General features: G+C 47.8%; 23 protein-coding genes and 1 pseudogene. 7 read left to right on the forward strand and 17 right to left on the reverse strand.

The genetic code is table 11. The features are described from left to right. Window positions 1-58 precede the first annotated feature (58 nt). Window positions 59-1,345 carry a sensor histidine kinase gene (locus tag B3K42_RS11455; protein ID WP_110989583.1) on the reverse strand — a complete coding sequence of 429 codons (1,287 nt, stop codon included), beginning with the start codon at window positions 1,343-1,345 and terminating at the stop codon, window positions 59-61. Next, window positions 1,326-2,003, reverse strand: a complete 678-nt coding sequence (locus B3K42_RS11460) for a response regulator transcription factor (RefSeq protein ID WP_110989584.1) — start codon at window positions 2,001-2,003, stop codon at window positions 1,326-1,328. The genes B3K42_RS11455 and B3K42_RS11460 overlap by 20 nt, the downstream gene beginning before the upstream one ends. 137 nt (window positions 2,004-2,140) lie before the next feature. On the opposite strand from B3K42_RS11460, the gene B3K42_RS11465 reads away from it, so the two are divergent. Continuing rightward, complete coding sequence (locus B3K42_RS11465) at window positions 2,141-2,383, forward strand: (2Fe-2S) ferredoxin domain-containing protein (protein WP_110989585.1); 243 nt, start codon at window positions 2,141-2,143, stop codon at window positions 2,381-2,383. Window positions 2,384-2,420: 37 nt separating this feature from the next. Here B3K42_RS11465 and B3K42_RS11470 read toward each other — a convergent pair whose 3' ends face one another. Then, window positions 2,421-3,170, reverse strand: a complete 750-nt coding sequence (locus tag B3K42_RS11470; protein WP_110989586.1) for a nitrilase-related carbon-nitrogen hydrolase — start codon at window positions 3,168-3,170, stop codon at window positions 2,421-2,423. Further along, window positions 3,167-3,769: a pyroglutamyl-peptidase I gene (locus B3K42_RS11475; protein ID WP_110989587.1), complete on the reverse strand. Its 603-nt coding sequence runs from the start codon at window positions 3,767-3,769 to the stop codon at window positions 3,167-3,169. Before B3K42_RS11475 ends, B3K42_RS11470 begins: the two co-directional genes overlap by 4 nt. 98 nt (window positions 3,770-3,867) lie before the next feature. On the opposite strand from B3K42_RS11475, the gene B3K42_RS11480 reads away from it, so the two are divergent. Both B3K42_RS11480 and B3K42_RS11485 read left to right on the forward strand, forming a co-directional pair. Further along, a complete protein-coding gene (locus tag B3K42_RS11480; protein WP_292598888.1) occupies window positions 3,868-5,817 on the forward strand; it encodes a S9 family peptidase in 1,950 nt (649 codons plus the stop codon). A gap of 7 nt (window positions 5,818-5,824) precedes the next feature. Beyond that, window positions 5,825-6,856, forward strand: coding sequence for a GNAT family N-acetyltransferase (locus tag B3K42_RS11485; protein ID WP_110989672.1), 1,032 nt, complete (start codon window positions 5,825-5,827; stop codon window positions 6,854-6,856). Window positions 6,857-6,937: 81 nt separating this feature from the next. Here B3K42_RS11485 and B3K42_RS11490 read toward each other — a convergent pair whose 3' ends face one another. From B3K42_RS11490 to B3K42_RS11505, 3 genes and pseudogenes are all read right to left on the reverse strand, one after another. After that, window positions 6,938-7,255, reverse strand: a complete 318-nt coding sequence (locus B3K42_RS11490) for a cupin domain-containing protein (RefSeq protein ID WP_258367058.1) — start codon at window positions 7,253-7,255, stop codon at window positions 6,938-6,940. 180 nt (window positions 7,256-7,435) lie between these two features. Then, a pseudogene (locus B3K42_RS13875) lies at window positions 7,436-7,992 on the reverse strand (TIGR00341 family protein). A 141-nt stretch (window positions 7,993-8,133) separates the two neighbouring features. Next, window positions 8,134-8,340, reverse strand: coding sequence for a hypothetical protein (locus B3K42_RS11505; protein ID WP_258367061.1), 207 nt, complete (start codon window positions 8,338-8,340; stop codon window positions 8,134-8,136). A 104-nt stretch (window positions 8,341-8,444) separates the two neighbouring features. Between B3K42_RS11505 and B3K42_RS11510 the strand changes: the two genes are divergently transcribed. The 3 genes from B3K42_RS11510 (at window position 8,445) to B3K42_RS11520 (ending at window position 11,231) form a co-directional block, all read left to right on the forward strand. Next, window positions 8,445-9,338 (forward strand): DMT family transporter, encoded by an 894-nt coding sequence (locus B3K42_RS11510; RefSeq protein WP_110989589.1) that lies wholly within the window; start codon window positions 8,445-8,447, stop codon window positions 9,336-9,338. Window positions 9,339-9,405: 67 nt separating this feature from the next. Then, window positions 9,406-10,281 (forward strand): acetamidase/formamidase family protein, encoded by an 876-nt coding sequence (locus B3K42_RS11515; RefSeq protein ID WP_110989590.1) that lies wholly within the window; start codon window positions 9,406-9,408, stop codon window positions 10,279-10,281. Next, the gene (locus B3K42_RS11520) at window positions 10,281-11,231 is read left to right on the forward strand and encodes a lysylphosphatidylglycerol synthase domain-containing protein (protein ID WP_110989591.1); all 951 of its coding nucleotides are present in this window, start codon (window positions 10,281-10,283) and stop codon (window positions 11,229-11,231) included. The genes B3K42_RS11515 and B3K42_RS11520 overlap by 1 nt, the downstream gene beginning before the upstream one ends. 25 nt (window positions 11,232-11,256) lie before the next feature. On the opposite strand, the gene B3K42_RS11525 is transcribed toward B3K42_RS11520, so the two are convergent. After that, window positions 11,257-11,922: an isoprenoid biosynthesis protein ElbB gene (locus B3K42_RS11525; RefSeq protein ID WP_110989592.1), complete on the reverse strand. Its 666-nt coding sequence runs from the start codon at window positions 11,920-11,922 to the stop codon at window positions 11,257-11,259. Between the two features lie 188 nt (window positions 11,923-12,110). On the opposite strand from B3K42_RS11525, the gene B3K42_RS11530 reads away from it, so the two are divergent. Beyond that, entirely contained in the window at window positions 12,111-13,415 is a 1,305-nt protein-coding gene (locus B3K42_RS11530) for a glycosyltransferase family 4 protein (protein ID WP_110989593.1), read from the forward strand. Window positions 13,416-13,449: 34 nt separating this feature from the next. Here B3K42_RS11530 and B3K42_RS11535 read toward each other — a convergent pair whose 3' ends face one another. From B3K42_RS11535 to B3K42_RS11575, 9 genes are all read right to left on the reverse strand, one after another. Further along, entirely contained in the window at window positions 13,450-14,520 is a 1,071-nt protein-coding gene (locus B3K42_RS11535) for a DUF362 domain-containing protein (RefSeq protein ID WP_110989594.1), read from the reverse strand. A gap of 15 nt (window positions 14,521-14,535) precedes the next feature. Continuing rightward, the gene (locus B3K42_RS11540; RefSeq protein WP_110989595.1) at window positions 14,536-14,724 is read right to left on the reverse strand and encodes a hypothetical protein; all 189 of its coding nucleotides are present in this window, start codon (window positions 14,722-14,724) and stop codon (window positions 14,536-14,538) included. Between the two features lie 129 nt (window positions 14,725-14,853). Further along, complete coding sequence (locus B3K42_RS11545; RefSeq protein WP_110989596.1) at window positions 14,854-17,658, reverse strand: hybrid sensor histidine kinase/response regulator; 2,805 nt, start codon at window positions 17,656-17,658, stop codon at window positions 14,854-14,856. Window positions 17,659-17,702: 44 nt separating this feature from the next. After that, entirely contained in the window at window positions 17,703-18,203 is a 501-nt protein-coding gene (locus B3K42_RS11550) for a hypothetical protein (protein WP_258367064.1), read from the reverse strand. Between the two features lie 153 nt (window positions 18,204-18,356). Next, window positions 18,357-19,025 carry a lipid-binding SYLF domain-containing protein gene (locus B3K42_RS11555; RefSeq protein WP_110989597.1) on the reverse strand — a complete coding sequence of 223 codons (669 nt, stop codon included), beginning with the start codon at window positions 19,023-19,025 and terminating at the stop codon, window positions 18,357-18,359. A 28-nt stretch (window positions 19,026-19,053) separates the two neighbouring features. Next, window positions 19,054-19,578, reverse strand: coding sequence for a hypothetical protein (locus B3K42_RS11560; RefSeq protein ID WP_110989598.1), 525 nt, complete (start codon window positions 19,576-19,578; stop codon window positions 19,054-19,056). Next, window positions 19,575-20,288: a glycerophosphodiester phosphodiesterase family protein gene (locus tag B3K42_RS11565; RefSeq protein WP_110989599.1), complete on the reverse strand. Its 714-nt coding sequence runs from the start codon at window positions 20,286-20,288 to the stop codon at window positions 19,575-19,577. The genes B3K42_RS11560 and B3K42_RS11565 overlap by 4 nt, the downstream gene beginning before the upstream one ends. A gap of 481 nt (window positions 20,289-20,769) precedes the next feature. Then, complete coding sequence (locus B3K42_RS11570) at window positions 20,770-21,867, reverse strand: ABC transporter ATP-binding protein (protein ID WP_110989600.1); 1,098 nt, start codon at window positions 21,865-21,867, stop codon at window positions 20,770-20,772. A gap of 23 nt (window positions 21,868-21,890) precedes the next feature. Next, entirely contained in the window at window positions 21,891-24,104 is a 2,214-nt protein-coding gene (locus B3K42_RS11575) for an ABC transporter permease (RefSeq protein ID WP_110989601.1), read from the reverse strand. Between the last annotated feature and the right edge of the window lie 54 nt (window positions 24,105-24,158).

The following is a 24,158-nucleotide window of genomic DNA, read 5'->3' on the forward strand; positions in this document are numbered from 1 at the left end:
CCAATAACCAAGGGTCAGACCGAGAACCCCTCATCAAAGTACGGAGTGAAGGAAGAGCCTATATATGCTTTCTTAATGGTATCCGTATTTCAAATATGCTTCCTCCGCCAGGGCGGTTCTCGACCGTTATTTCGCCCCCTAGCGAGCCGACCATCTCCTTCGCTATTGAGAGGCCCATACCGCTTCCTGAGCTGTTGTGAGATTCGTCGATCTTGTAGAATCTATCAAATATCCTTTTCTTCTCCGAGTCAGCTATCCCGGGGCCCGAATCGCTGATCTGAATGAGGAGTGAACCTCCTCTCTCAAAGGCTCTAACGATGACATCGCTCTTTTCTTCGGTGAACTTGATCGCGTTACCGAGCACGGCCGCAACCGCGACTTTAAGTTTGTCTGAATAAGTCTTTACGACGAGACCTTCACCGGTCTCAACGATTATTCGGACCTCTTTCGATTCCGCGAAGGCTCTGTGGTACTCTTTCATCTCTTCGAGAAACTCACGCAGTCTTACATCCTGAGAAGATATTACTGCCGTGCTGTCGTTGCGTGCTTTTGCCTGTAGCAGGAGTTGATTGACAACATTCTGCATACTCCGGGTTGCGCTGTCAATCGCATCGATCTTATCTCTCGATTCTCTTTCCAGCGGTCTACTCTTCAGTAGATCTACGCTCAGCCTCATAATTGTAAGGGGCGTCTTTAACTCGTGAGAGGCGTCTGCTGTGAACCGCTGAAGTCTATCATAACTTTCTCTCAGAGGTGTCAGAACGTAACCGGCAAGAGCCAGACCAACTATCCAGGAGATAACGGCGACGAGCATTATCAGTAGAATCAGCGAAAAGAGAAGATTAGTAGATTTCTCACTCAGTCCTTCGGTTGATCTTCCAACCCGAAGAAAGAAGATTGGCTGTCCAGCGATGTTTCTAATAGCTCTTGTAAGAATGTTGTACTCAAGTTCCGAGTCGTTGTAATCAACAACTCTTGCCTTAGAAGTCCCCTCAACTAACGGCACACTGCTCTTTATTCTTCCTCCGAGCTGAAGAACACTCTCTCCGTCCGGAGTAACGAACTCGAGGATCTCATTCTCCGCTGTGAAGAGGTCTAGATTTCCGGAATAATTTCTGAGCATTCTTTCCAGGGCTATCAAGGGTGCCCTTCCGATTCTGGATTCGATCCTGTCTGCAACTCTGTTGAGAGCAGTTATTTCGGCCCTTCTTTCAAGCCTGAGGGCGAGGACGAAAATGAAGAGACTCAAAAGGGAGACGAGAGAGATGACGATTAGGGTGAAGAATATCGTCCATCTCCTCTTTGCCTTTCTGAATGAGAGCCCTTCACCTGTCACTGATTTCATAGCCCATTCCCCTGACCGTCCTTATTAGTTTCTTTCTTCGACCTCCGTCGATCTTCTTGCGGATGTTCTTTATATGGCTTCTGATTACGTCCGACCACAGTTCGTCGTCTTCATTCCAGAGATGTTCTTCGAGCTCACTCTTCGGAACGACCCTGCCGCTGTTTAGCATGAGATATTCGAGGATCTGGTACTCCTTCTTTCGGAGTTCTATCTTCTCGTTTCCCCTGCTGGCGGTCTTAAGCGACATATCGAGCTCTAGATCTCCTACTTTCAGAACTCTTGAAGGAGCTCCGCCGAACTGAGCTCTTCTCAAAAGCGACTGAATCCTCACTACAAGTTCCCGGATATCGAATGGCTTTGGAAGATAGTCGTCGGCCCCTAAATCGAAGCCCCGGACTTTGTCTTCGATGCTGTCCAGAGCGGTGAGCATTAGTACGGGAATTCTGCTTCCAGAATCTCTGATCTTCTCGAGCACCTGCCAGCCGGTCAGCTTAGGTAGCAGAATGTCCAGGACAATAACGTCAAATGGGCCGTTAAGAGCCAGATAAAGCCCCTCTTCCCCATCGATTGCAAGTTCGGCGACAAAGCCCTCTCTTTCGAGAGACTCCTTAAGCAATTTGCCCAGACTACGCTCGTCTTCAACAATCAGAATCTTCATCTCTTCTCCTCCCCGATGAAATCATACCAGTAGAAGTGTGAAATCTTCGAGAAAGGTACGGAAGATAATGTTCCGAAAAAACCCTTTGAATAGGTTATAATTTGTTGTGAAAGAAGTCACAAATGGAGGGTGTGCTTGTGATAATCAAAGTCTGTATGGGAAGCGCCTGTCTTATGAAGGGTTCTCCCGAAGTTTCCAAGAGACTGGTAGAGTTAGTGACTGAACACGGCTTGAGTAGGTTCACAACAATCAAGGGTTCTCACTGTATGGGGCCCTGCTCCGATGGAGTAGTTGTCGATATCGATGAGAAGAGGTTCACGAATATATCTATGCATAATGTAGATGATTTCTTCAAGAAGGAGATACTTCAGCGGGAATAGACGTCATAGAGATTCACAACAGCATAAAAGGAAAACTCTAAATGTCCTTTAGGGCGGGGAATCTCTCCCGCCAGTCTCTTAGAATAGTCAGTCTTTCATAGTCCAAATCCCACAGAAGCAGTCCCTTCTCGGCTTCAAAGGGTACTTCGTTACCGTCTTGATCAAAGAGGACGGAAAAGGCCTCGTCATATTCGATGCCGTTGCCGTCGACCCCAGTCCGGTTTAGCCCCAGAACAAATGACTGGTTCTCGATCGCCCTTGCCTTAAGAAGAGCCTGCCAGTGATTGGCCCTCTTTTCCGGCCAGTTGGCTATCACTATCATGACCTCTGCAGGCAAGTTAGCCCTGAAGAGCTCCGGGAAACGGAGGTCATAACAGATGTTCAGGGAGAAATGTATCTCTTTCATCTCGAAAGAGAGATTAGAGTTACCGGGGGTGTAAACGGTATTCTCCCCTCCGTACGAAAAGAGCTTTCTCTTTCGATATGTCAAAGGTTCCGATCCCGAACGGAGAAAAGCGGCGCAGTTGTAGAACTTCGAGTCTCTTCTGTCTACGAAGCCGTAAACTGCCGGAATACCCCAGTGATCTACTTGCTTTTTGAAGAAACCACACGCATCTCTCACATAAGCTCTCTCGGCGTTATTAGTAAATCCGCTCAAGGTAGTTTCAGGAAAGACAATCAGCTCAACACCGGCCGCCGAGGCCCCTGCGAAAAGTCTTTCGATTATCTTCATGTTGATCTCTGGAGACTCCCAGACTATGTTGAGAGGAACGCCGCCTATTCTCATCTATTCTCCTCCACTGCAAGATCTATTATCCTTGAAAGGACCCTCGCCGAAACTTCCGACTCTATCGCAGGCCTTTCTTCTCCCGGACTTATCTGTTCGGGAATGCAAGGTATGTGCACAAAGCCGGCGGGGATGTTTATGCCTCTCTTCGTGAGAAAGTCCATACACCTGTAAAAGAGATAATTACAGACAAATGTGCCTGCCGAGAAGGACTTCTCGACAGGAAATCCCTCATCCTTCAGCTTCGAGACAATTCCGTCGACCGGAAGCTTCGAAAAGTATGCATCGGGAGAGGCAGGAATTATCTTCTCTCCGGTTGCGATAAATCCTCTATTGTCTGGAGTCGCAGATTCCTTCCAGTTTATCGCAACCTTCTCCAGAGTGATGAGAGATCTCCCGGCCGCCTGGCCGACCATAATCAACGCCTCCGGGACGTCGTCTAGAAGGCGCAGCCTGAGTCGAGAAAAGGAGTCGTCGAAGACCGTTGGGAGGCTCATGAGATCAATGTCCTCCCTCATATCCGCTAGAAGCTGCACGACTATCTGCGAAGCATTTATTCTACTTCCCCCGAAGGGGTCGAAATGGGTCACGAGTATCATCTTTTACACCTCTCATTCCCTATAATTTTAGCATCATAAAGAAGTCGAGAATGAAAGGCCACCATTCTGGTAGAATGATTCTGAAAGGGGTGATCTAGTTGAAAAAGCTGAAGCTTGAGGATCTCTACAAATACTCCGCTGTGGGCGATCTTCACATCTTTCCCGACGGGGAAAACTTTGTCTTTGTAAGAAGGACGATGGACAAGAAGGAGAACCAGTACGAAAGCAACATCTGGTCGGGCAACATGAAAAATGGAGAAGTCCGGCAGCTGACCTGGGGCGGGAAGGACGGTTCTCCCGTCGTCAGTCCAGACGGCAAGAGCATACTCTTTGTCTCTAGAAGAGACAAGGACGCTAAAGGATCCGGGCTTTATCTTCTGCCTCTTGAGGGCGGCGAAAGCAGATTAGTGAAGACTCTCAAAGGAGGATTCTCCTCTGTCTCGTGGATTGATTCGGAGACGGTTCTCTTCATAACGAAGCACGCCCCCGGGGAAGACCCCGAGAAGATCGAAGAAGACGACCCTCCAGAGAAGAAAGTTTACGAAATAGAAAAAATCCCATTTGTCTCTAACGGAGTTGGATTTACCGAGAACAGAGTGGGCCATCTATATAAGATGAAACTCGAAAATGGAAAGATGGAACCGATTACGGCCGTTGGAGGCGATATCGAAAGCATCGCTGTATCTCCCGAGAGTAAGAGAGTCGCGGTGATAACAACGGAAGACAGTGAGAAGAGGCCGATCTGGAGCAGTCTCTACATAGTTGATCTGGATAGCGGAAAGAGCACGAGAATTGGAGATGACAGTCTGTCATTCTACAATTGTCAGTGGTCGACGGACAGTGAAGTTTTCGCGGTCGCGACGGACTTTGAAAAGGGATTTCCGACCAATCCCTTCATTATGCACGTCGATCTCGACTCACATTCTCTCACGCCGCTTGCCAGGGAAAGGGACCTGTACTTCGGGAACAGCCTGAACAGTGACGTGAGGGGCGTGTCTCCAAATACCTCTATGAAGGTCGTTGAAGGAAGGCTCAATTCGCTGGTAACTGCGGGATCGCAGATAAAGCTGATTTCTATGGATAAAGAGGGAAAGGTAGAGGAAATCGCCGTCTCTTCGGGAAGCATAGACTGCTTCGATATAGTAGGCGAGGAGCTTCTCCTTTCCGAGATGACGACGATAGAGCCGTTGGAGATCTACTCTCTTTTTAAAGGCAGGAGGAAGAAGCTCACAAACTTTAATTCAAGGATGAAGGGTCTTAAGCTGTCAAAACCTGAGGGCTTCGAAGTGGAGGCTTCCGACGGGCAGAAGATCGAAGGCTGGATAATGAGGCCGTTTAACTTTGAGGAAGGTAAGAAGTACCCGGCCGTCGTGGAGATTCACGGAGGACCAAAGACTGCATACGGGGGCGGATATATTCATGAGTTCCAGACTCTAGCCTCCGAAGGGTATGCAGTTATCTACTGTAACCCGAGGGGAAGCGCCGGTTACGGAACAGACTTTGCCGACATAAGGGGCCACTACGGAGAAAGGGATTTCGAAGACATAATGGAGGTCGTCGAGTACGTTATAAATGAGTACGATTTCGTTGACGAAGAGAGGCTCGGTGTTACTGGGGGCTCATACGGCGGGTTCATGACAAACTGGATTGTAGGACATACGGACGCCTTCAAGGCTGCCGTTTCGCAGAGGTCTATCTCGAGCTGGATTTCCTTCTTCGGCACCACAGATATAGGATACTTCTTTGCCAGCGACCAGACCGGAGGCGATTTCTTCGACAACCTCGAGGGTTATCTCAGACAATCTCCTCTCATGTCGGCGCCCAACGTCGTCACTCCGATTCTCTTTATTCACTCTCTTGAAGACTACAGATGCTGGGTTCCCGAAGCGATGCAGTTCTTCACGGCGTTAAGGTATCTCGGCAAAGAGGCCAAAATGGTGCTCTTCCCGAAGGAGAATCACGAACTCTCCAGAGGCGGCCTTCCCATACACAGGGAAAAGCGTTTAAGGGCAATACTGGAATGGTTTGATTCCCATCTGAAGATATGAGCCGTTGATGGAAAACAAGAAGGCAGGAAACATCCATGTAAGGTTTGCCACAATCGATGACAACGAAAAGCTCCTCAAGATCGAGCAAGAGTCTGCTCAGGAGGGGAATATCTGGCTAGTAGCCTTCAGAGAGGACTTCTTTGGAAGATTGAAGTACTTCAAAGAAGGTTTCATCATGATTGCCGAAGACGCCTATGACATCATAGGGTGTATCGGTGTTGGAATCGACAGCCTGATCGTCAACGGAGAGACAAAAAAGGGCATATATCTCTTTGGGCTACGGACGAACCCGAAATACAGGCTGAAAGTTGCTCGCTGGCTGAAATCGATCATTCAGGAACTGCAGGATCTTCTTGGCCCCACGGATTTCGATTTCGGATACGCCTCTGTTAAGGCAGACAACGCTGCCTCAAAGAAGATTCTCGAGCACATGGGTTTCTCCACTACGGCGACACTGGACTTCTACGCCTGTCCGGTGAGGAAGACCCCCCAGGAGAAGTCGGTTTTTGTGGAAAGGGAGGTAGACCTCGAAACGATATTGGACCTGTACAAACCTCTTGAGAAGGATCATGACTTCCTACTTCAAGGTACAAATGCCTTCGAGTCGATGATTGCAGATTGTAGATTGAGGTTATTCAAGACGGAAGGGGCATCCGCGCTGGTTCTCGATACGAGCGGCGAGCAGGACTTCGGAATCACACGTCTTTCAAAGAGATTGAGGGCATTCCAGCTTCTTGCTCAGGGAACTCTTTCATCGCTGGTAAGGATCCCGAGAATGAATGAGCGATTGAGATCCTGGGACGTTCTTCTCTTCGGCTGGAACGATACCCAAAGCGCCCGGAGGACTGTAAGAAAGATTCACAGATGCGCCTGGGAAGAAGGCATAACGCTGATCAACTTTTCGAGGGACAGTAATCTTGGGAGTATGAAGAGTGTGGTGGGCCCTCTCAGTTTCAGGATCCCCTTTGAGATAATGATCTATGAGAAGAACAGTATAAATAGAGGAAGCAGACCAATGATTAGAACTCCGACGATATAACACGAAAATTCTCTTACCTGATGAACTGAATACTGTGTAAATAAAGAGCCGGGTCGAAAGGGGCAGACCCGGCCCTAATATCTATGGATGCGGCGCCTTCACTACCAGAACCCGCATCGTCTCCTCTCCGGTGTTTATTATTCCGTGCGGGATCATTTTCGGACTGTCTATGATGTCGTCTTTCATTACCTCGTACTTCTCTTCGCCGATCGTGATTATTCCCTTCCCGGCTAGAACCAGAATGAATACATCTACCGGAGTCTTGTGCTCGGCTAACTCGTTTCCCCTTTCAATATCTATAACGACTGCCTGCGCAGACTCTTTGTCGTAGATAATCCGACCCTTGAGACCGGACTTGTCAAGCGCGACTTTCCCTTTTTCTATTGAGCTTTTCAGCATCTCCATCACCTCGCTTTTGATCTAGTATTATCTTAGCCGAAATTTGGCTTCTGAGCGGTAACATATGTTACCCTCTTACGGCGCCTTGCTCAGGAACAAGGACAGCGCCAGTAATTCAAGAACGACCAGCCAACCTATTACCGTGACCCTGGCAGCTTTTCCCGGCTTGTTTACCTCCCATCATGAGCGCGGCTCTATCCCCTGAAGTCTGAATGTGATGATTGACGCAAGGTTTATGCAGACTATGTTTACGAAGAAAAGGGGTATCGCCTCGGAAAAGCCGGCTACATTACCGATACCCAGCAGCATTCCGGCAGTAGCCAACGGTGGCATCAGCGAAACGGCTACCATGACTCCGATAAGAGATGTTGAGACGTCGGAAGTAATTGAGAGAGCTGCGGCTGTCCCTGACAAAAGGCGAGTACAATGTCACCGATGTCTGCCACTGTTCGGCTGGTAATCTCGTCTGTGTTGTAGTCGAGATTCAGAAATAGCCCGAAGGCGAAAGCAAGAGCGAAGTCAAGTCCTGTACGAACGAGGTTTGCCCTCACTGACTTCGCAAGCAGGGAGAAGTCGCCGAGAGTCGTTGCGAAAGACTGTGCGACATTTGGCCCGAGCATTGGAGCGATAACCATCGCCCCAATTATTATTGCCGGACTGTCTCTAAGGAGCCCTATCGTTGCGACGATGGTCAAGAGAATGATCATAGTTATGTCAACTGCGTCGTTAGAGATCATTTCCGTGATGTCGTGGTACAGTTCTTCTCTGCTTATCCGCTTGAAGATTCCCTTCTCAGGCTTTTTCTCTTGTTCCTTCTCTTCTTCCTTTTCTTCTTCTTTTGCTCTGGGAAGGGAGGCTTCCACCTGAAATAGTATCGCTCAGAACGTCTCGTTCTGGCCGAAACGCTGTTCAAGCGAGTCCAGGATCTTTTCACTGTTCTCGGCAAGAGCCAGTATCTTCGTTTGCCAAAGCGTTTCAGAGGTCTGGATCGTCCAGTATCCGATCATTGATTTCTCTTCCAGCATTTCCTCCAGATCTTTTTCGGGGTCGGAACCTGAGAATACTTCGATAAGTCTTTCGGCCATCTAATCACCATCCCATAGAGAGACTATGGCATAATTGTTCTGCTCGCAAAGAATATATTACACCTGCAAATAAGAAGAGAAGGCATTGGATCAGGGAGGTCGGAGTGGTCTATCTTTTGCTGGCGATACTTTCCAGTTCCTCTATAGCAATGATTTTCAAGGTGACCGAGGGGAGAAGTTACAACAGGCTTGCGGTTGCCATGTTCAATTACCTGAGCGCGTTTTTCACAGCGCTCATTATGGTAGCGGTTGAAAGACCGGCCGTAGGTCCTGGGGGAGGATCTCCGACCGAAGTAATACTGAAGGGACAACGTCTTTTCAGCCAAACCAGCAGCGTAGTGTGGGGCTTGTCTTTGGGCATTGTCTCGGGCCTGTTCTTCTTCCTTTCCTTCATCTTTTATCAGAAGAGCGTCAGGGAAAGCGGGGCAAGCCTTTCCGGAGCCTTCGGAAAGCTTGGGATCCTTATTCCTATGCTTCTTTCTTTGCTAGTCTGGAAGGAGTATCCGAAAACACTGCAATGGGTGGGGATCGGTCTTGCCGTCTTCTCGATCGTGCTCGTTAACAACCCAGTCGGATCTGGGAGGAGAAACTTCAAAGCCGCTCTCATCCTGTTGTTCATTACCGGTGGACTGGCCGAATTCATGAACAAGTTATTCCAGAACTACACCGTCAGCGGGTACAAGAATGTCTTTCTCTTCAGCGTTTTTGCAAGCGCTTTCGCGATAAGCGCGGTCTTTCTGAAGAGGTCGGGGAAATCTTTCCATAAGGGGGAAGTACTCGTGGGGTTAATCGTGGGACTGCCCAACCTCTTCTCTTCCTTCTTTCTCATAATGGCCCTCGAAGAAATGAAGGGTTCCGTGGTTTTCCCCGTTTACAGCGCGGGAAGCGTTGTGATGATCAGTCTTGGAAGCCTGTTGTTCTTCGGTGAAAAGCTTAAGAAGCTCGAGATGATTTCCCTGGGCATGGTGCTGGTCTCCCTGATTATAATAAACATATGATATCTCTTTGGATTATAACAAGGTCGAGTTAGTATTGAAACAATATCAGTCAATGGAGGTGCGTCCCGTGTTACGCAGAATTGGAAGAGACAGAGTAGTGTACGATATGTCACCTGAACACAAGCCCGTTCTGGAAGTGAGCCCGGGGGATACCGTAATAGTGGAGACGGAGGACTGCTTCTGCCACAGGATCGTTTCAGAGTCTCAGACCGTAGGAGGAGACTTCGACTTCTCTCATGTCAATCCTGCTACAGGTCCCGTATCGGTCAGAGGAGCCTTGCCCGGGGATACTCTAGTCGTCAGTATCGAAAACATTGAGCTGGACGAACAGGGCGTTGTCGAGACCTGCCCGTTCTGGGGCCCGGTCAGCAACGTTTCCAGGGAGTGCGTTACCGAGATCGTCAAGATTGACGGCAATTTCATGTCGTTTCTGGGAGAGCGCATAGAAGTAATGCCTATGATAGGCGTTATCGGAAACTCTCCGGCCGAAGGTTCCGTTTCCTGTACGACTCCGGGAAGTCATGGTGGAAACCTCGACACAAAAAACATAACGGCCGGTTCAAGAGTATATCTTCCGGTCTTTGTGAAGGGAGGGAATCTTTCCCTCGGTGACGTTCATGCGAGGATGGGGGACGGAGAAGTCGGCGGTACAGGCGTTGAGATAAGAGCTAAAGTGAAGCTTACTGTGGATATAGATAAAATGCCCGTGGACAGTCCCACGGTCGAAAACGAGGAGGCCTTCTATCTTCTCTTCAGTGCGAAGACACTGGAAGAAGCAAGCCATGGAGCAGTTAAGAGAGCGATTCAATTCATTGCCGACTGGAAGTCTATTCCCGAAGAGAAGGCTTACATGCTTACAAGTATTGCCTGTGATTTGATGATAAGTCAAGTAGTGAATCCTCTCGTAACGGTAAGGGTAAAAGTTCCGAAAGAGATTCTCTAGTGTGCAGTTTTGGGAAGGTACTGCTGTCTTTCAGAAGACTTCTGCCCTTTCTGGGAATAGCATTATTCAGTGTTTCGATTTACGTTCTTGTTCGGGAGTTGGGTCGCTTCACAATCAGCGATATTGCATCGAAAGTCGGGGAGGTGCCTGCTTCAAGGTTTGTCCTGGCGATCTTCCTGACCTTTCTTACTTATCTTAACCTCACCTTCTACGACCTGATCGCCTCCAGAAGAGTGGGAGCAAGATTGAAACTCAGCTCGACTGCTCTTGCCTCGTTCGTTGGATACACTTTCAGCAAGAATATTGGCTTCACAGTCCTCTCTGGTACAAGTGTGCGATTCAGGCTGTATGGAAAAGCGGGAGTCGGGGGAGGAAAGATTCTCGCCATAATCATCCTCAACTATCTGACTTTCTGGCTTGGTTTCTTCGCTCTTTCAGGCATCCTGTTCACTCTCTGGCCGCCCGTTCTTCAGAGTGCAGTTAGGGTTCCTTTTGGATCGCTTAAGGCTATAGGAATAGCCTCTGCCGGGATCTATGTTCTCTATACGGGAGTGGTTAGCTTCAGAAAGCGTCCGTTCAGAATAAGGGGAAAGAGCTTCTCTCTTCCGGGGAGGACGTTTACGCTTGTTCAGACCGGCATATCAATTCTCGACTGGCTGCTTTCCGCAGGAGTGCTTTTCATGCTCCTGCCCCCGGAAATCGGTTATCTTGAGGTTCTGAGCGTATTCCTGCTGTCACAGTTTGCAGGTCTTTCAAGCCAGGTTCCGGGAGGGCTGGGTGTCTTTGAAGCACTCACTATTGTCATTCTATCACCGACTCTACAGGCGGATACAATAGTGGCCGCCCTTATACTCTTCAGAATAATATTCTACCTTGCGCCTTTCCTTATTTCGTTGATCTTATTTGGAATAAATGAATTTCTCTTCAGAAGCTCCAGAAATTCCGATTAAGAGAATTGCATTGTGCTTTTCGCTACTAAACCATTTCCAAAAGCTTTTCTACCATCTTCTCGATATTTGCGTTCTTTTCTGTGAGGCTCTTGAATTGTGAAAGAAGCGGAGCTGTGACAATCCTGTTCGTCTTGTCTACACAGACCTCACCTTCTTCGCACGGAACATGATCAATAGCAAGCGTCTCAACGACACTCAATCTCTCGCTCGGGTTACCGGAAGCAGTCACCATGAGATTGACTGCGACATTTTCTAGAGACTTGGCGATGATGAAAACCCCTTCGCCGGCCGCGCCCAGAGGCTTCCTCTTCTTGAAACAGTTGACCAAAAGTCTATGCAGACTATTATTCACTCTGAATTGCTCCTCCTCATCCTCAAAAGTAGACAGGCTCTTGAGTACTCCTTTGCCGCCGGGAATAAGGAGGAAATCCAGATCATCCTCACAGACATCTTCGATTTCATTTACCGATTTGTTGAGCAATCGAGCAGATTCAGTGAGCTGGTTCCTCTTTTGTTCTAATTCAGCCGATTCCCGGGTCTGGTGATTGAAGACCTCATATTGATCTTTGTCCAGTGCTACACATAAGATCTCGACCCCGGCTTTCTCAAGAGAGAGAAAGGTTATGATTGCTTCATCGACTGCCGTTCCATCTTCAGTGCCGCATCCGGCCAGTACCACTCCACACCTCAATGTCTTTCCTCCTTACCGGGACCGCAATAACGAAGTAATCTCCTGCGGCGCCAGAAATGTTAATGGATTCTAGCATCTTTCCTATCTGATGCAAAGGGATGTACGACTTAGGTTCTTCTATTGACAGCGAATAGAGAATATTGGATAGTAGTAGTGAATTCGACTGCCTTTTGGAATGGGGTGTTATTGTGAGAGTCGGGTTGATTCATTACAGAGCCGGATTGATGGACGGAGTCTCCCTTGAAATGGAAAAGTGGCGCAAAGTTCTCTCGAGAATGGGTCACTCGGTGGAGATCATTGCGGGAAACAACGCTCCCGGTGTCGACATTGTGATTCCGGAGATAGAATACAACGACGAGAAAAATGAAATCCTGAATTCGAAGCTCTACGACAGGATGCTTTCATCGGAGAGCGAACTGCTCGATGAACTCTCCATCAGAACCGCCGAGATTCTAGGTAGCTTCAGATCTGTTCTCTCTGACTTCGATCTTCTTATACCGAACAACATCTGGTCGCTTGGATGGTCTATACCTGCGGGACTGGCCCTGCATGACTTCGCGGAGGAGTCGGGTAAGCCGTTTATCTCTCACAACCACGATTTCTGGTGGGACCGACCTTACTACAGCAGTCCTTATCGGGGAGTCATGGAACTCCTCCAAAACTACTTTCCTCCGGATCTTGAGAACGTGAGAAATCTGACGATAAATTCAATTTCGGCCTCGGATCTTCTTAGGAGAAGAGGAATTCGGGCCGCTGTCGTACCTAACGTTATGGATTTTCTGCAGCCCGGCTGGACTTCAGATCAAAGCAATCGAGAAATCAGAAACATGGTCGGATTAAATGAAGGTGATATCGTCTTTCTGCAGGCCACGAGAATAACCGAGAGAAAGGCCGTCGAAACAGCTATAAGACTCGTCGCTGAATTCAACATCGCTGCCCGGTCAATGACTGGTAAGAATCTGTACAATGGGAAGGCGTTCACAGGAAGAGTCGTTCTTGTCTATTCCGGCATAACCGAAAGGCAGTCCAGAGACTACAGGTTGAAACTCGATGATCTCGCATCGAACCTCAGTGTCGAAGTAATCGATATCGCCTCTTCCTCTTCTTTGACTCAGCGGGCATTCTTCGAATCATACAGCGTGGCAGATATCGTGACGTACCCAACTATCTTCGAAGGCTGGGGCAATCAGCTCCTGGAGGCCCTCGTCTCTAAGAAACCCGTTGCCATTTTCAGGTACAGCGTTTTCAAGAGCGACATTCAGGATAGTGGAATCTCCTTTATAGATCTAGGTGATCAGTATGGCTACAAGGAAGGGTTGGTAGAGATTCCCGACTGGAATATCAAGAACGCTGCAAAAGATATTTCCGAACTTCTCTTCGATCAAGAGAGATACAGAGAAGTCACTGAGAGAAACTTCGAGCTTGGAAGAGAGAAATTCAGTTTCGAAACCCTAAGTGAAATAATCCAGGAACTGATAGCAGATCTGGCTTGAACCAAAACAGATCTCTTCCTGGATCTTTCATTTACTACCTGCCGAAGCAGGCTACTTTCTCGAGTTTGTAGCTTGTTTTTCCTAGACCGATCTTTTCGGCGTGTTCCAGTTGATGATGCCAAGTGATGCCGGGATGGGCCTTCTCAAAAGGATCATATCCCAGTTTTTTGATAACCAAATCTATGCATGCCTTGTCCAACGCCACCGGATCCCTGCTTGCCACTATTCCGATGTCTTCCACGACTGGAGGCCTGTTTATGTGCCAGCAATCGCAATCTGGCGACACGTTGTTGATAAAGGAGATATAGAGGGCCTTCTTTCCTTTTGAAGCCGCAAGAGCGTATTCGGCGATCTTCTTGCTAAGAGATTCGGGGGTGCCTCCCGGTCCGGCGCTCATTGCACCGTAGTTGCACATGGCAATGCATTGACCGCAGCCGATGCAGAGATCGTAGTTGATTCTTGCGACTCTTTGGACCGTTATCGCTCCGGTCGGACAGTTTCTTTCACACATTCCGCAAGCCACACAGTTTACCTCTCTGACAACCGGCTTCGACTCGGAGTGTTGTTCCATTTTTCCGGCCCTTGAGGCCGAACCCATTCCAATATTCTTGAGAGCCCCTCCAAATCCAGTTTGCTCATGTCCTTTGAAATGGCTTACAACAACAAGCGCATCGGCCAGAGCTATCGCCGATGCGATTTTCGCTTTCTTAATGTATTCACCCTCTATCTCGACATCGATTTCGTCCGAGCCTCTAAGTCCGTCGGCGATTACAACCGGTGTGCCCACTGACTCCATCGTAAAGCCATTTAAAGATGCGGTCTTCATATGATCTACTGCATTAGCCCTGCTTCCCTTATAGAGGGTGTTTGCATCCGTCAGAAATGGTACACCTCCAAGCTCTTTGATCTGATCGGCCATAACTTTGAGGTAAATGGGACGGATATAGGCTAAGTTTCCGTACTCTCCAAAGTGAAGCTTGATTGCAACAAGCTTGCCGGCCTCAATTACGTCTTCAAGACCGGCTCTCTTCACAAGAGCCTCGACCTTCGAAAGAAGTCCCATCTGGGGAGTGGTCTCCATATCAGTAAAGAATACCGTGGCCATGCTTTTCCCTCTCTTTCAAATGGAATCAGTACTGAAAACAACCGAATCACCACCGGCTTGCGGATTTTCGAAATAGTCATTTTCGTCTGCCTCTTGGAGTAATATTCTCAATGTTACCATATCTGGAATCTCCACTTCTCTCCAATGCTGGAGAATCGGGCTTGCAGCAACATGGAAGAAAACAAAGTAGTGAATGTTTTGCATAGAACCCAGCTGAATTGGAATGGAAAACAGTCATCGAGAGTTTTTTATTAGAAAGTGATGCCATTAGTCGAGACTGACAGAGAAATCCTCAAAAAAAGCTGGTTGAAGCTACAGATGCGTCCTCAAGTCTTACTCCCAGAATCTCCTATAAACCTTTCGTAGCCTTAGCAGATTATCCGCGACGCCTTGTTCATCGTAATTTTTTGCTGCCGCCTCAATCACGAAACCGATCTCGGAAATCTCTTCAACACCATACATCCTGCCGGAACCCTTAAGGCTATGGCCCTCTCTGGAGATGAAACCCATGTCCTTTTTCTCGAGGGCGCTCTGGATATTGGCGATAGTCTTGTCAATGTGTTTCCCATACTCGACGAACATGGCGGTCGCCTCTTCCATAGATAGCCCCATGTCCTTTGCGAAGAAACTGATACTGTCTGATGAATGCTTTGCAGTACCCGGCTTGGAAAAGCCGTCGGTTCTTCTGTTTCCGTTCTTTCCGTAAACACCAAGGTGGTAACGAACAACCTCGAGAAGATCATATTGTTTAACAGGTTTCCCAAGGAAGCCATCACACCCGGCCTCGATAGTCTTTTCCTCATCTCCCTGCATAGTGTGAGCCGTCAAGGCAACGATGGGTATCTTGTAACCTTCTTCTCTAACTTTCTTTGTGGCTTCATAACCGTCCATAACAGGCATTTGTATATCCATCAGAACGAGATTGTAATTGTTTCTCCTTATTTTTTCCACGGCCTCTTTACCGTTGCCGGCAAGATCGACGGAATAACCTGCCTTTTCAAGCACTTCTTTTATCAACAGCTGGTTGGCTTCATTATCTTCAGTCAGCAGAATCTTATACTTGTCGCTTGTAGATTTAGGCTTGAGTTCGAAATAATTGCCGACTTTGCTTAGAAACTCATCTTCCTTTACCGGTTTCTGAATTATTTCATCGGCCCTGTCGCCAAACTGGACCTCATCCTTGGAAGCATCTGTTATTACTATTATGGCAGCTTCATCGATCCCGTCAAGAGCAGTCAGAGCTTCGCTTGCGTTCTTCGGAGTATCCACAATTACAAGAGATGCACCGAGCTCTCTCGCCGCTCTCGAGAGATTGGCTAGATTCGTTACGGGCTCAAAGCGTACGCCGTTTCTCCCCAACATCGAGCCGACAATAATAAGGAAATCCTCATTTTCCGATGCTACGATGACCTTTCCCGATGCAGGGATTTCGGTCTTTTCCTTCTGCTTTGGTATTTCCGTTGAAACCTGTGAAGGTATTCTCACAGTTACTTTCGAACCTTCACCAACTTTACTCTCAAACCTAATGGTTCCACCCATCAATTCAATGATCTTCTTCGTTATGGCCAGGCCAAGGCCCGTTCCGCCGAATTTCCTTGACATTGTTCCATCGGCCTGGATGAAGGGTTCGAAAATCTTGTCAATTTCATCTCTGGAGACCCCGAAGCCTGTGTCTTGAACGACATAAATCAGGTGTTTCCCGTCGTAGTCAAGAAGTATGGAGACATATCCCTTCTCCGTAAATTTCAGACCGTTTGAGATCAGGTTTGTCAGAACCTGTCTCATCCTGAACTCGTCACCGTTGACATATTCCGGAACTCTTTCGGTTATGCTGTTAGCAAAATGCAGACCCTTTGAATATGCCATCGGGAGATATGTTTCGGTTAACTCTTTGACCAGTTTCGATGGGCTGTAAGGGGAGATCATAAGGTCGAAACGGGCCGCTTCAATTTTGGAGAGATCGAGCACATCGTTGATAAGGCTTAGAAGATGCTCTCCACTTCTGTAAATAGTCTTCAAATACTTCATTTTCTCAAGATTTGTCTCCTCGTTCATCAGAAGCTCGGCAAAGCCGAGGATTGCATTCATGGGAGTCCTCATCTCGTGAGACATGTTGGCCAAAAATTCCGATTTCATCTTGCTCGCCTGCTGGGCCTCTTTTGAAACCTTTCTGAGCAACTCGTTGGAGTTCTTAAGTCTGTCCAGCGTCTTCTCTATAAACCCCATTGTGTTGTTCAGCTCGGAGGCAATCTCTCCAAGTTCGTCATTTGAATTGAGTTTCACCCGTGAAAAGGATCCCTTCTTTATCGACTCAAATCCCTTCAGCAGTTCCGAGAGGGCCTTGGATATATGGGCGTTAAGAGAGAAAGAGAGCACGAAGGAGAATCCAAATACACCCAGTACAACGATGCTCAGAATCGGAAGAAGTCTGTTTCTGAGCATCACTAGAAGGCCTTCAGACTGAAGAACATAGATATCTGCGCCGCCGATCGAAACCTTGTCTACCAAGAAGAGCGAACCAGAGGAAAAGAGAGAAAAGGCCGGTCTTGGCTCGCTTACGGAAAATGGTATTTCGCTTGACCATCTCTCCTCGTCAAGTACCGTCCTTACGTAAAGGCCGGAGTCTGAGAATTCTCTGGAAATTACGAAGTAATCATCGATAAGAAGAAAAGCAGTCCCATCCTGTCCTAGAAAGGACGAAAGGCTCTCTATATCATCGTTGTCGAAAACTATTCCGACCATGTACGGCGATTCGTTGCTGATCACTGTAGAGAAGTAAACAAGCTGTCTTTCAAGCATTTTGAAGCCGTTTCCAGAGTTTTCAAGTTCATCGATTTCCTCTTCGGAAAGCGCTGGCCTGTTTAGAATAATATCTCTTTCTTCCCCGAGTCGGACGAGTACGTCATATTCATTGTCCAACTCGCCTTCGAGAGCGTACCCGTCAACAAAGAGCTTCATGTCTCTGCGCAGATCGATAAACCACTGAAAGACCGATTGCTTCTTAGAGCTAAGAAAGCTCTTGTATTCATCCGTGGCCGTGCGAACGAATGTAATCGAAACCAGTGTGACGAGTACAGTCAATACTGCCAGAACGAAAAGCAGAAACTGAAGAGAGACCTTTTTGCTAAGCTTTCTCATCGCAGATCTCCGCCCCCTTTTCTGAATCGAACTGCCTTATCTCATCACATGTCAATGTTGAACTCCCATTTGATGGCTGTTCTACTTCCGTTTAGAACAACAGAATAGTAGATTGACGTATCGAGATAAATCGAAAGAGCAACCACAAGCCTCTTTGAATCCGTCAGGATAAATGGATCATACCTTGCAGTTTGGATAAGAAAATCGTCCCCAACTATGTAAAGATCTGCCCAGACCCTGTCCACTGGTTCGCCACGTTTACATTTCCCGGTTACTGTCACATTCAGAAACGATACTTCCGAAGAGCTCTCCGGTAGCTCAAAGAACAAGAGTCCTACGAGATCATCGATTGGGATACCCAGTTCCGAAACGGCTTCATAGGGAATCGCAGTAACAGTTGCAACATTGCCGTCTTCCATCTCAAAGCCTCTCGAGTCAGCACTATAGTAGCCGTCCTTGAGGCTCTCGATCGTTTCTATATTCACAGCGAGGCCAGCGGATACAAGAGCAATAAACAAAACCAAGAGAAGTCTCAGAAACCTCACCTACCCTTACTCACTAAGAAGGAGCTGCCTTGAAGCCATTATAGTACGGGAAGGTTGGATATCGAAAGAACAGAAGCTCTCAAACCGGAGTATCGAAGTTCAGAGTCGATTTGTTTTCAGACTATTGCAGTTTCTTATTGCTAAAGCGGAAGGCTATTCTTTGGGGCCAATCAATGAATTAAGAAATCCAATAAGCTCTTCGTTTTCCACTCCGCTTGCTTCCCTCTCAATAATCTCGGTGGGAGTAAGCGACAATCCATAGTATTCTCTGTTTGTTTCGGTGTCCTGGCGTACAATCGAACCGCCCAGCGAGACACCGGCGAAGATGCCGTTGCTGACCGAATAAGAGTAGATGGCAGCTTCCAGTTTGTAATCAGTATCGGCAGAGAGAGTCTTGCCTGTAGGCCCGGCCGAAATCGAGGCGTTTCCGCCAAGGGTAACGTTATTGCTTAGAAAACCTTCAACACCCTTCTCATTCATAATGACAAGCACCAGACCACTCTTTTGAACACCGGCCTGAAATCCGTAGCTTATGCCGTATAGCTTAAGGAACAATGGCCCATACCAACGGCCATCTTCTCCTCTCTTGAGCAGAAAACCCTCTCCGAACTGCCCGCCGAATCCAAGCGCGGCTTTCACCATCTCAGGGTAAATCACTATTCCGTTGGACTTGCTCATCAACTCAGCAAAAGACCCACTGTCTTCCGTTTCCGAAAGCTCTTGAAGAATGCTTAGGGCATTTTGAATCCGTTCTTTGGGCAAGCTTGCTCCGAATGCCATTAAAGAAGCCATAAGAATCACCACCACTAAAAGTCTTTTCAAGTCAATCCCCCCTCCCGGTGTACCGAATCTACTTCACTCTAAGAAAAATCTCCTGCCTTTCCTGGCCGAAGGTTACGCTAGACAATCTGAACTCTCCCTTTGAGGATATTCTTAGAATATCGGTGTTGTTGACAACGACGTTCTGATACTGGAAGTATGGCAAGTCCTGAACTATTGGAGAGAAGCTTCCCTTTGAGTCGGTTACGCCATAAAGAAATCGCAAAGCATCGAGTACCTCTGATTTGATCACAGCAACCGTCACGTAGCCTCCCTTAACTTCACTCTGAGGGAAGTCTTTTGAGAAGATCTCTCTCCCTTCCCCGTTATAGACTGCAACAGTAAGCTGAGGCTTTCCTGAAACGTCGAGCTTGATCTTGCTGAAATCGATCTCACTCTCCTCAATTCCAGAAAGAGCAAGGATCTCTTCCCGAGAAAGCGAGATTCGTTCCTCAGGCTGGGCTGTCTTCTCGCCGCAAGAGGATACAAGAAGCATCATCAGTGAAGTTAAGATTAGAAAGGTGACAATACAGCTTTTGCGTACAGTTTGCTTCATACTACCTCCATCATCTTATCAGAACAGTCAGTGATCAAAAAGTCGCAGACTCCCCTAACCTTGTGGAGCAAATTCGGATCGTTCAGCGTCCAGAGAGAGATTCTAGTTCCGCCTTCACGCACCTTCAGCAACATGGAGAGGCCCTTTTCCACTCCCAGGTATTCGAAGAGATCTTTATTAAGATTCACTGAGTAGGGCTTGTACTTCTTGATGACACCCGCTAGATACTCTTCGCCGCCGACTTGAAGGATCTCTTTATCTATTATAGGGGCAATCATTGGTTTACCGACGAACTCCTGGGTGAATGCAAGCAAACAATCATGATGAAAAGAGGAGAACATGGTTCTCTCAACCGCGTCAAACCTCTTGATAATCTTTATTACTTGCGGGACGGCTTCAACGGCCTTGATTTCGACATCAATAAATGTTTCTTCGGGAAGCTCTTTGTAAACAGTTTCGAGAGTAGTTATAGAATCAAATCCAATCAGGTCCATCTTGTCCAATTCGGTGAGTGTCGTTTCAGACAGCTTGACATCTAATCCCATAGTTCTCTTGAGATCGGGATCGTGATTCAGGATCACCGCACCGTCCTTCGTAAGCCTTACGTCGAGCTCGATGCCATGTGCGCCAAAGGACAGACTCTCCTCAAAAGACTTCAGCGTATTCTCGTATCTGCCCTTTCCCATACCCCTATGAGCTAAAACCAACAAGAAATCGCCTCCAAAAACGGCAAATAGCGTTGCTGAATTCATTTTACTTTGTAAGTTTAACTCAGTCAAGGTATTCGAAGGGAAGAACACGCAAGCATACTGATGTGGGTAAAGATCCGCTGGTCGCTTGCCAGAAGACGCTGAACGCTGTGAAGAGCCATCCTTAGTCAAGAACCGCTCTTTACAACAATAGTTCGCAACGCTCTTGCGAGACCCTAGACCCCACTACCCTAGACCCGGCTCATACGTTCTTTTCTCGGAGGACGGTGAACGGACAACCTTGTCTAATTTGACTGACCTGCGTCAGCAGACTGGATCTTTTTGCCTCATGGCGTGCAAGCACCGGCATCACTTCCTGGGATGCTCTTCCCAAAGGATGGCCGACCGTTTAACTTTGTCCTTTCCCGCCACTAACTTGCACTGTCCGACCACGGTCTTCTTGAATCCTACCAAAAGCCCGCTACCATGATTCCAACAACTTTTATTCATCTTTATCCGGCAGGACTTTCGCCAGATGTGGAATGATCGCAATCGAGACCTTTTCTCCCTCGGCAAAGACCTTTTTTTCGGCAGGGTTATCGATCTGAACGAGTATCTCTCCATGATCGGTCGTCACAAAGGATTCGAGGCTTCCTCCAAGGTATATGTTTGTCGCAACCTGGCCCTCTATAATCCCCTTGCTTGGATCGACGAGTTTAAGAGATTCCGGCCTTGCCATAATGACTGCGCTATCTCCGGGTGACATCTCAGGAGAAAACTTGAGAACCTCCACAGTTTTTTCTTCAAACTTCACTTTGCATGTTTCGCCTATTTCTAGAACTTCTACCGGTAAGAAGGCGACCTTTCCAACAAACCCCGCAACGAACTTTGAGTTTGGATCCTCATAGATCACGTTCGGTGAGCCGATCTGCCTTATGAAACCGTTCTTCATCACGATTATCCTGTCCGAGAGACTCATTGCCTCGACCCTGTCGTGGGTCACGTATATCGTGGTGATTCCAAGCGTCTTCTGGATTCGCTTTATCTCGACTCGCATCTGTTCCCTCAACAGTGCGTCCAGATTTGAAAGAGGCTCGTCTAGAAGTAGTACGGAAGGCTCCACGATCAGGCTTCTCGCAAGTGCAACACGCTGCTGCTGGCCGCCGGAGAGTTTCGAAGGAGCCCTCTGGGCCAGATCCTTCAAACCAACCAGGTCGAGAGTGCTCATTACTTTGTCCTTTATTTGCTTTGAGGGAAGCTTTCTTAGCTTCAGGCCGTAAGCGACGTTGTCAAAGACGTTCATGTGCGGAAAAAGCCCGTAACTTTGAAATACGGTAGCAGTATCTCTTTTGTTGGGCGGCAGAAACGTGATGTCTTCATTCCCAAGAAAGATCTTTCCCTTTGTGGGCAGTTCGAATCCACCGATCATCCTGAGTGTCGTCGTCTTTCCGCAGCCAGAAGGACCCAGCAGAGTGACAAGTTCCCCCGGTTCTATATCGAAGTTGGCATTGTTAACGGCTATAACATCTGCCTTCCCTTTGACATCTTTGAAGACCTTGGTGACGTTTTCGATCCTAACTGAGACAGAAGTCTTTGACATCAAACCACCTCGCAAACCAATAATCAGTTTAGAGTTACGTTCTTTTCCATGTACTCGTTCTTTGGCACAAGAAGTCTCATCAGTCCGAACGCGCCGAAGACGATGATAATCAGTACAGTGGAAAGAACGCTAGCCAGTCCGAATCTTATCGATTCTGAGAAGTTATATATAAGAACCGTCATGTGGTACCACTGAGCGGATATCAGGAATATGATCGCACTGACGGCAGTCATTGATCGGACAAAAGTGTATGACATCCCGGAAATGAAGGCCGGCCGTATCAGAGGCAAGACGATAGTCCGGAAAACAGTTGTAGAATCGGCTCCCAGATCTTGTGCCGCTTCCTCTATTGCTGGATCTATCTGCCTGAGAGTGGCCACACCTCCTTCGACACCGACGGGCAGTTCCCTTATTATGTAGTTGATTACGATAATTGCACCAGTCCCAACGAGAATCAACGGAGGCTTGTTGAAGGCCAGCACATATGAGATACCGATGAGCGTCCCCGGTATGGCGAACGGTGCGAGAATCAACCCCTCAAGAACCCTCTTCCCTGCAAACTTCTTCCTTACGATTACCAGCGCAGCCATCATCGCTATCAGTCCGGCGAATGGTGTGGCGACTGCCGAAAGGGTGAAGGTGTCTATAATCGCGTCCCTTCCTCTCTGCAGCGCTTCCGTTATGTTTTTCAGAGTGAAGGAGTAGTCTATACCCCAGTTGGCGACGAAGCAGCCTGCCACTATCGTTCCATACAGTCCGAGGATAAATACAATGAAAAGAACGATAAACGTCATGAGGCCAAATTTCACAGGCTTGGAAACCAGATCGCTCAGTCTTGAAGAGGGCTTTCCGGTAACCGTTACGTACGACTTCTTGCTCACCCAGAATCTTTGAACTAGGAAGGCAGTCAGTGTCGGCATGAGAAGGAGAATAGAAAGGGCAGCTCCGTGACCCAATCTATTTCTTCCGGTGACTTCAATATATGCCTCAACTGAGAGGACCTTGTAAGATCCGGCGAGAAGCAAGGGATTTGCGAAGTCGGCCAGAGAGTTCGTAAAGACGAGCAGCCAGGAGCTCAGGACTCCTGGAATAGCCAGAGGGAACGTGACCTTCGAGAAGGTTCTCCAACGGCTTCCGTTTAGGTCAAGAGAGGCCTCCTCCAGAGTAGAGTCTATGGCCTGCAAGACGCCCGAGAGAGTGAGAAAGGCAATCGGAAACATGCCGATAGTCTGTACGGCTGTAAGACCTCCAAGCCCGTATATTGTGAAGTCCTTCAGTCCGAGTATTTGCTTTGTTATTAGTCCGTTGCTTCCAAAGAGCAGAATCAGCGATAGCGACAGGGAGAATGGCGGAGAGATTACTGGCAGAAGCCCCATAGTGCTCAGGAACTTCTTTCCCCTCGTTGCCGTCCTGTTTATCACAAAGGCAAAAATGAATCCTATGATCGTCGAGAAGGAAGCCGTAAGGATACCGAGCTTCACGCTTCCCCAGAGCGCGTTAAGATACTGCCTTGAAGAGAGAATCGTAATCCAGGTCTGCATCGAGAACTTCCCGTCTTCAAGGAAAGTCAATCTGATGGCTTCAAAGAGAGGATAGGCTACGAAGATTCCAACCATGAGGAAAAGCCCCATGATGACGTAGCCCATGATAGGATCTCTGAAGAATTTCGAAATGAAATAGATAATGGCAAAAATGGCGAAGGCGCCTAGCATAAATATGTTCAGCAGGTTGGCGTAATTCTCTCCAGCCTCCGCAGACATTAGGAAAACCAGAAATCCCGTCATGCCATAACGAGTTTCATCTGTCAGTGGTGCGAGTACCAGCGAAACGCTCTTTCCTTCGAATGAATACTCGAGGGAAGAGTAGTAGTTCTCAAGATAGTAGACGCTTTCAAGCGCCTTTTCGAAGTCCTCCGAACTGTAATTCGATTCATAGAAGGTTCTCAGCTGTTCGTTCGGGGTGAAGACCTGCAGTTCATCCCAGCCGGGCACTCCGTGAACATAGATTATATCCGCTTCGTTGAACTCCTTGTTTACTGCGGTAATCCAGTCCTCGGCCAGTTCCTTGTCTCTTGGTGCCGATTCGGCAAGAACTGTAACCAGCTGCCTTTGGTTGTCTCTAACAACCTTAAAAAAAGAGTCTTTCAGCGTATCAAAGATCCAGAAAAGGGCTACAAAGACCAAAACACTAATTAACGCGAATGATAAGAGTTTTCTCCAGGAATACAATCCGATCACACCCCAAGAGTAACCTTGATTGGTGAAGCCAAAATGAAGAAGAGCAGGAGACTA

The sequence above is a fragment of the Mesotoga sp. UBA6090 genome (assembly GCF_002435945.1).
Classification (GTDB): domain Bacteria; phylum Thermotogota; class Thermotogae; order Petrotogales; family Kosmotogaceae; genus Mesotoga.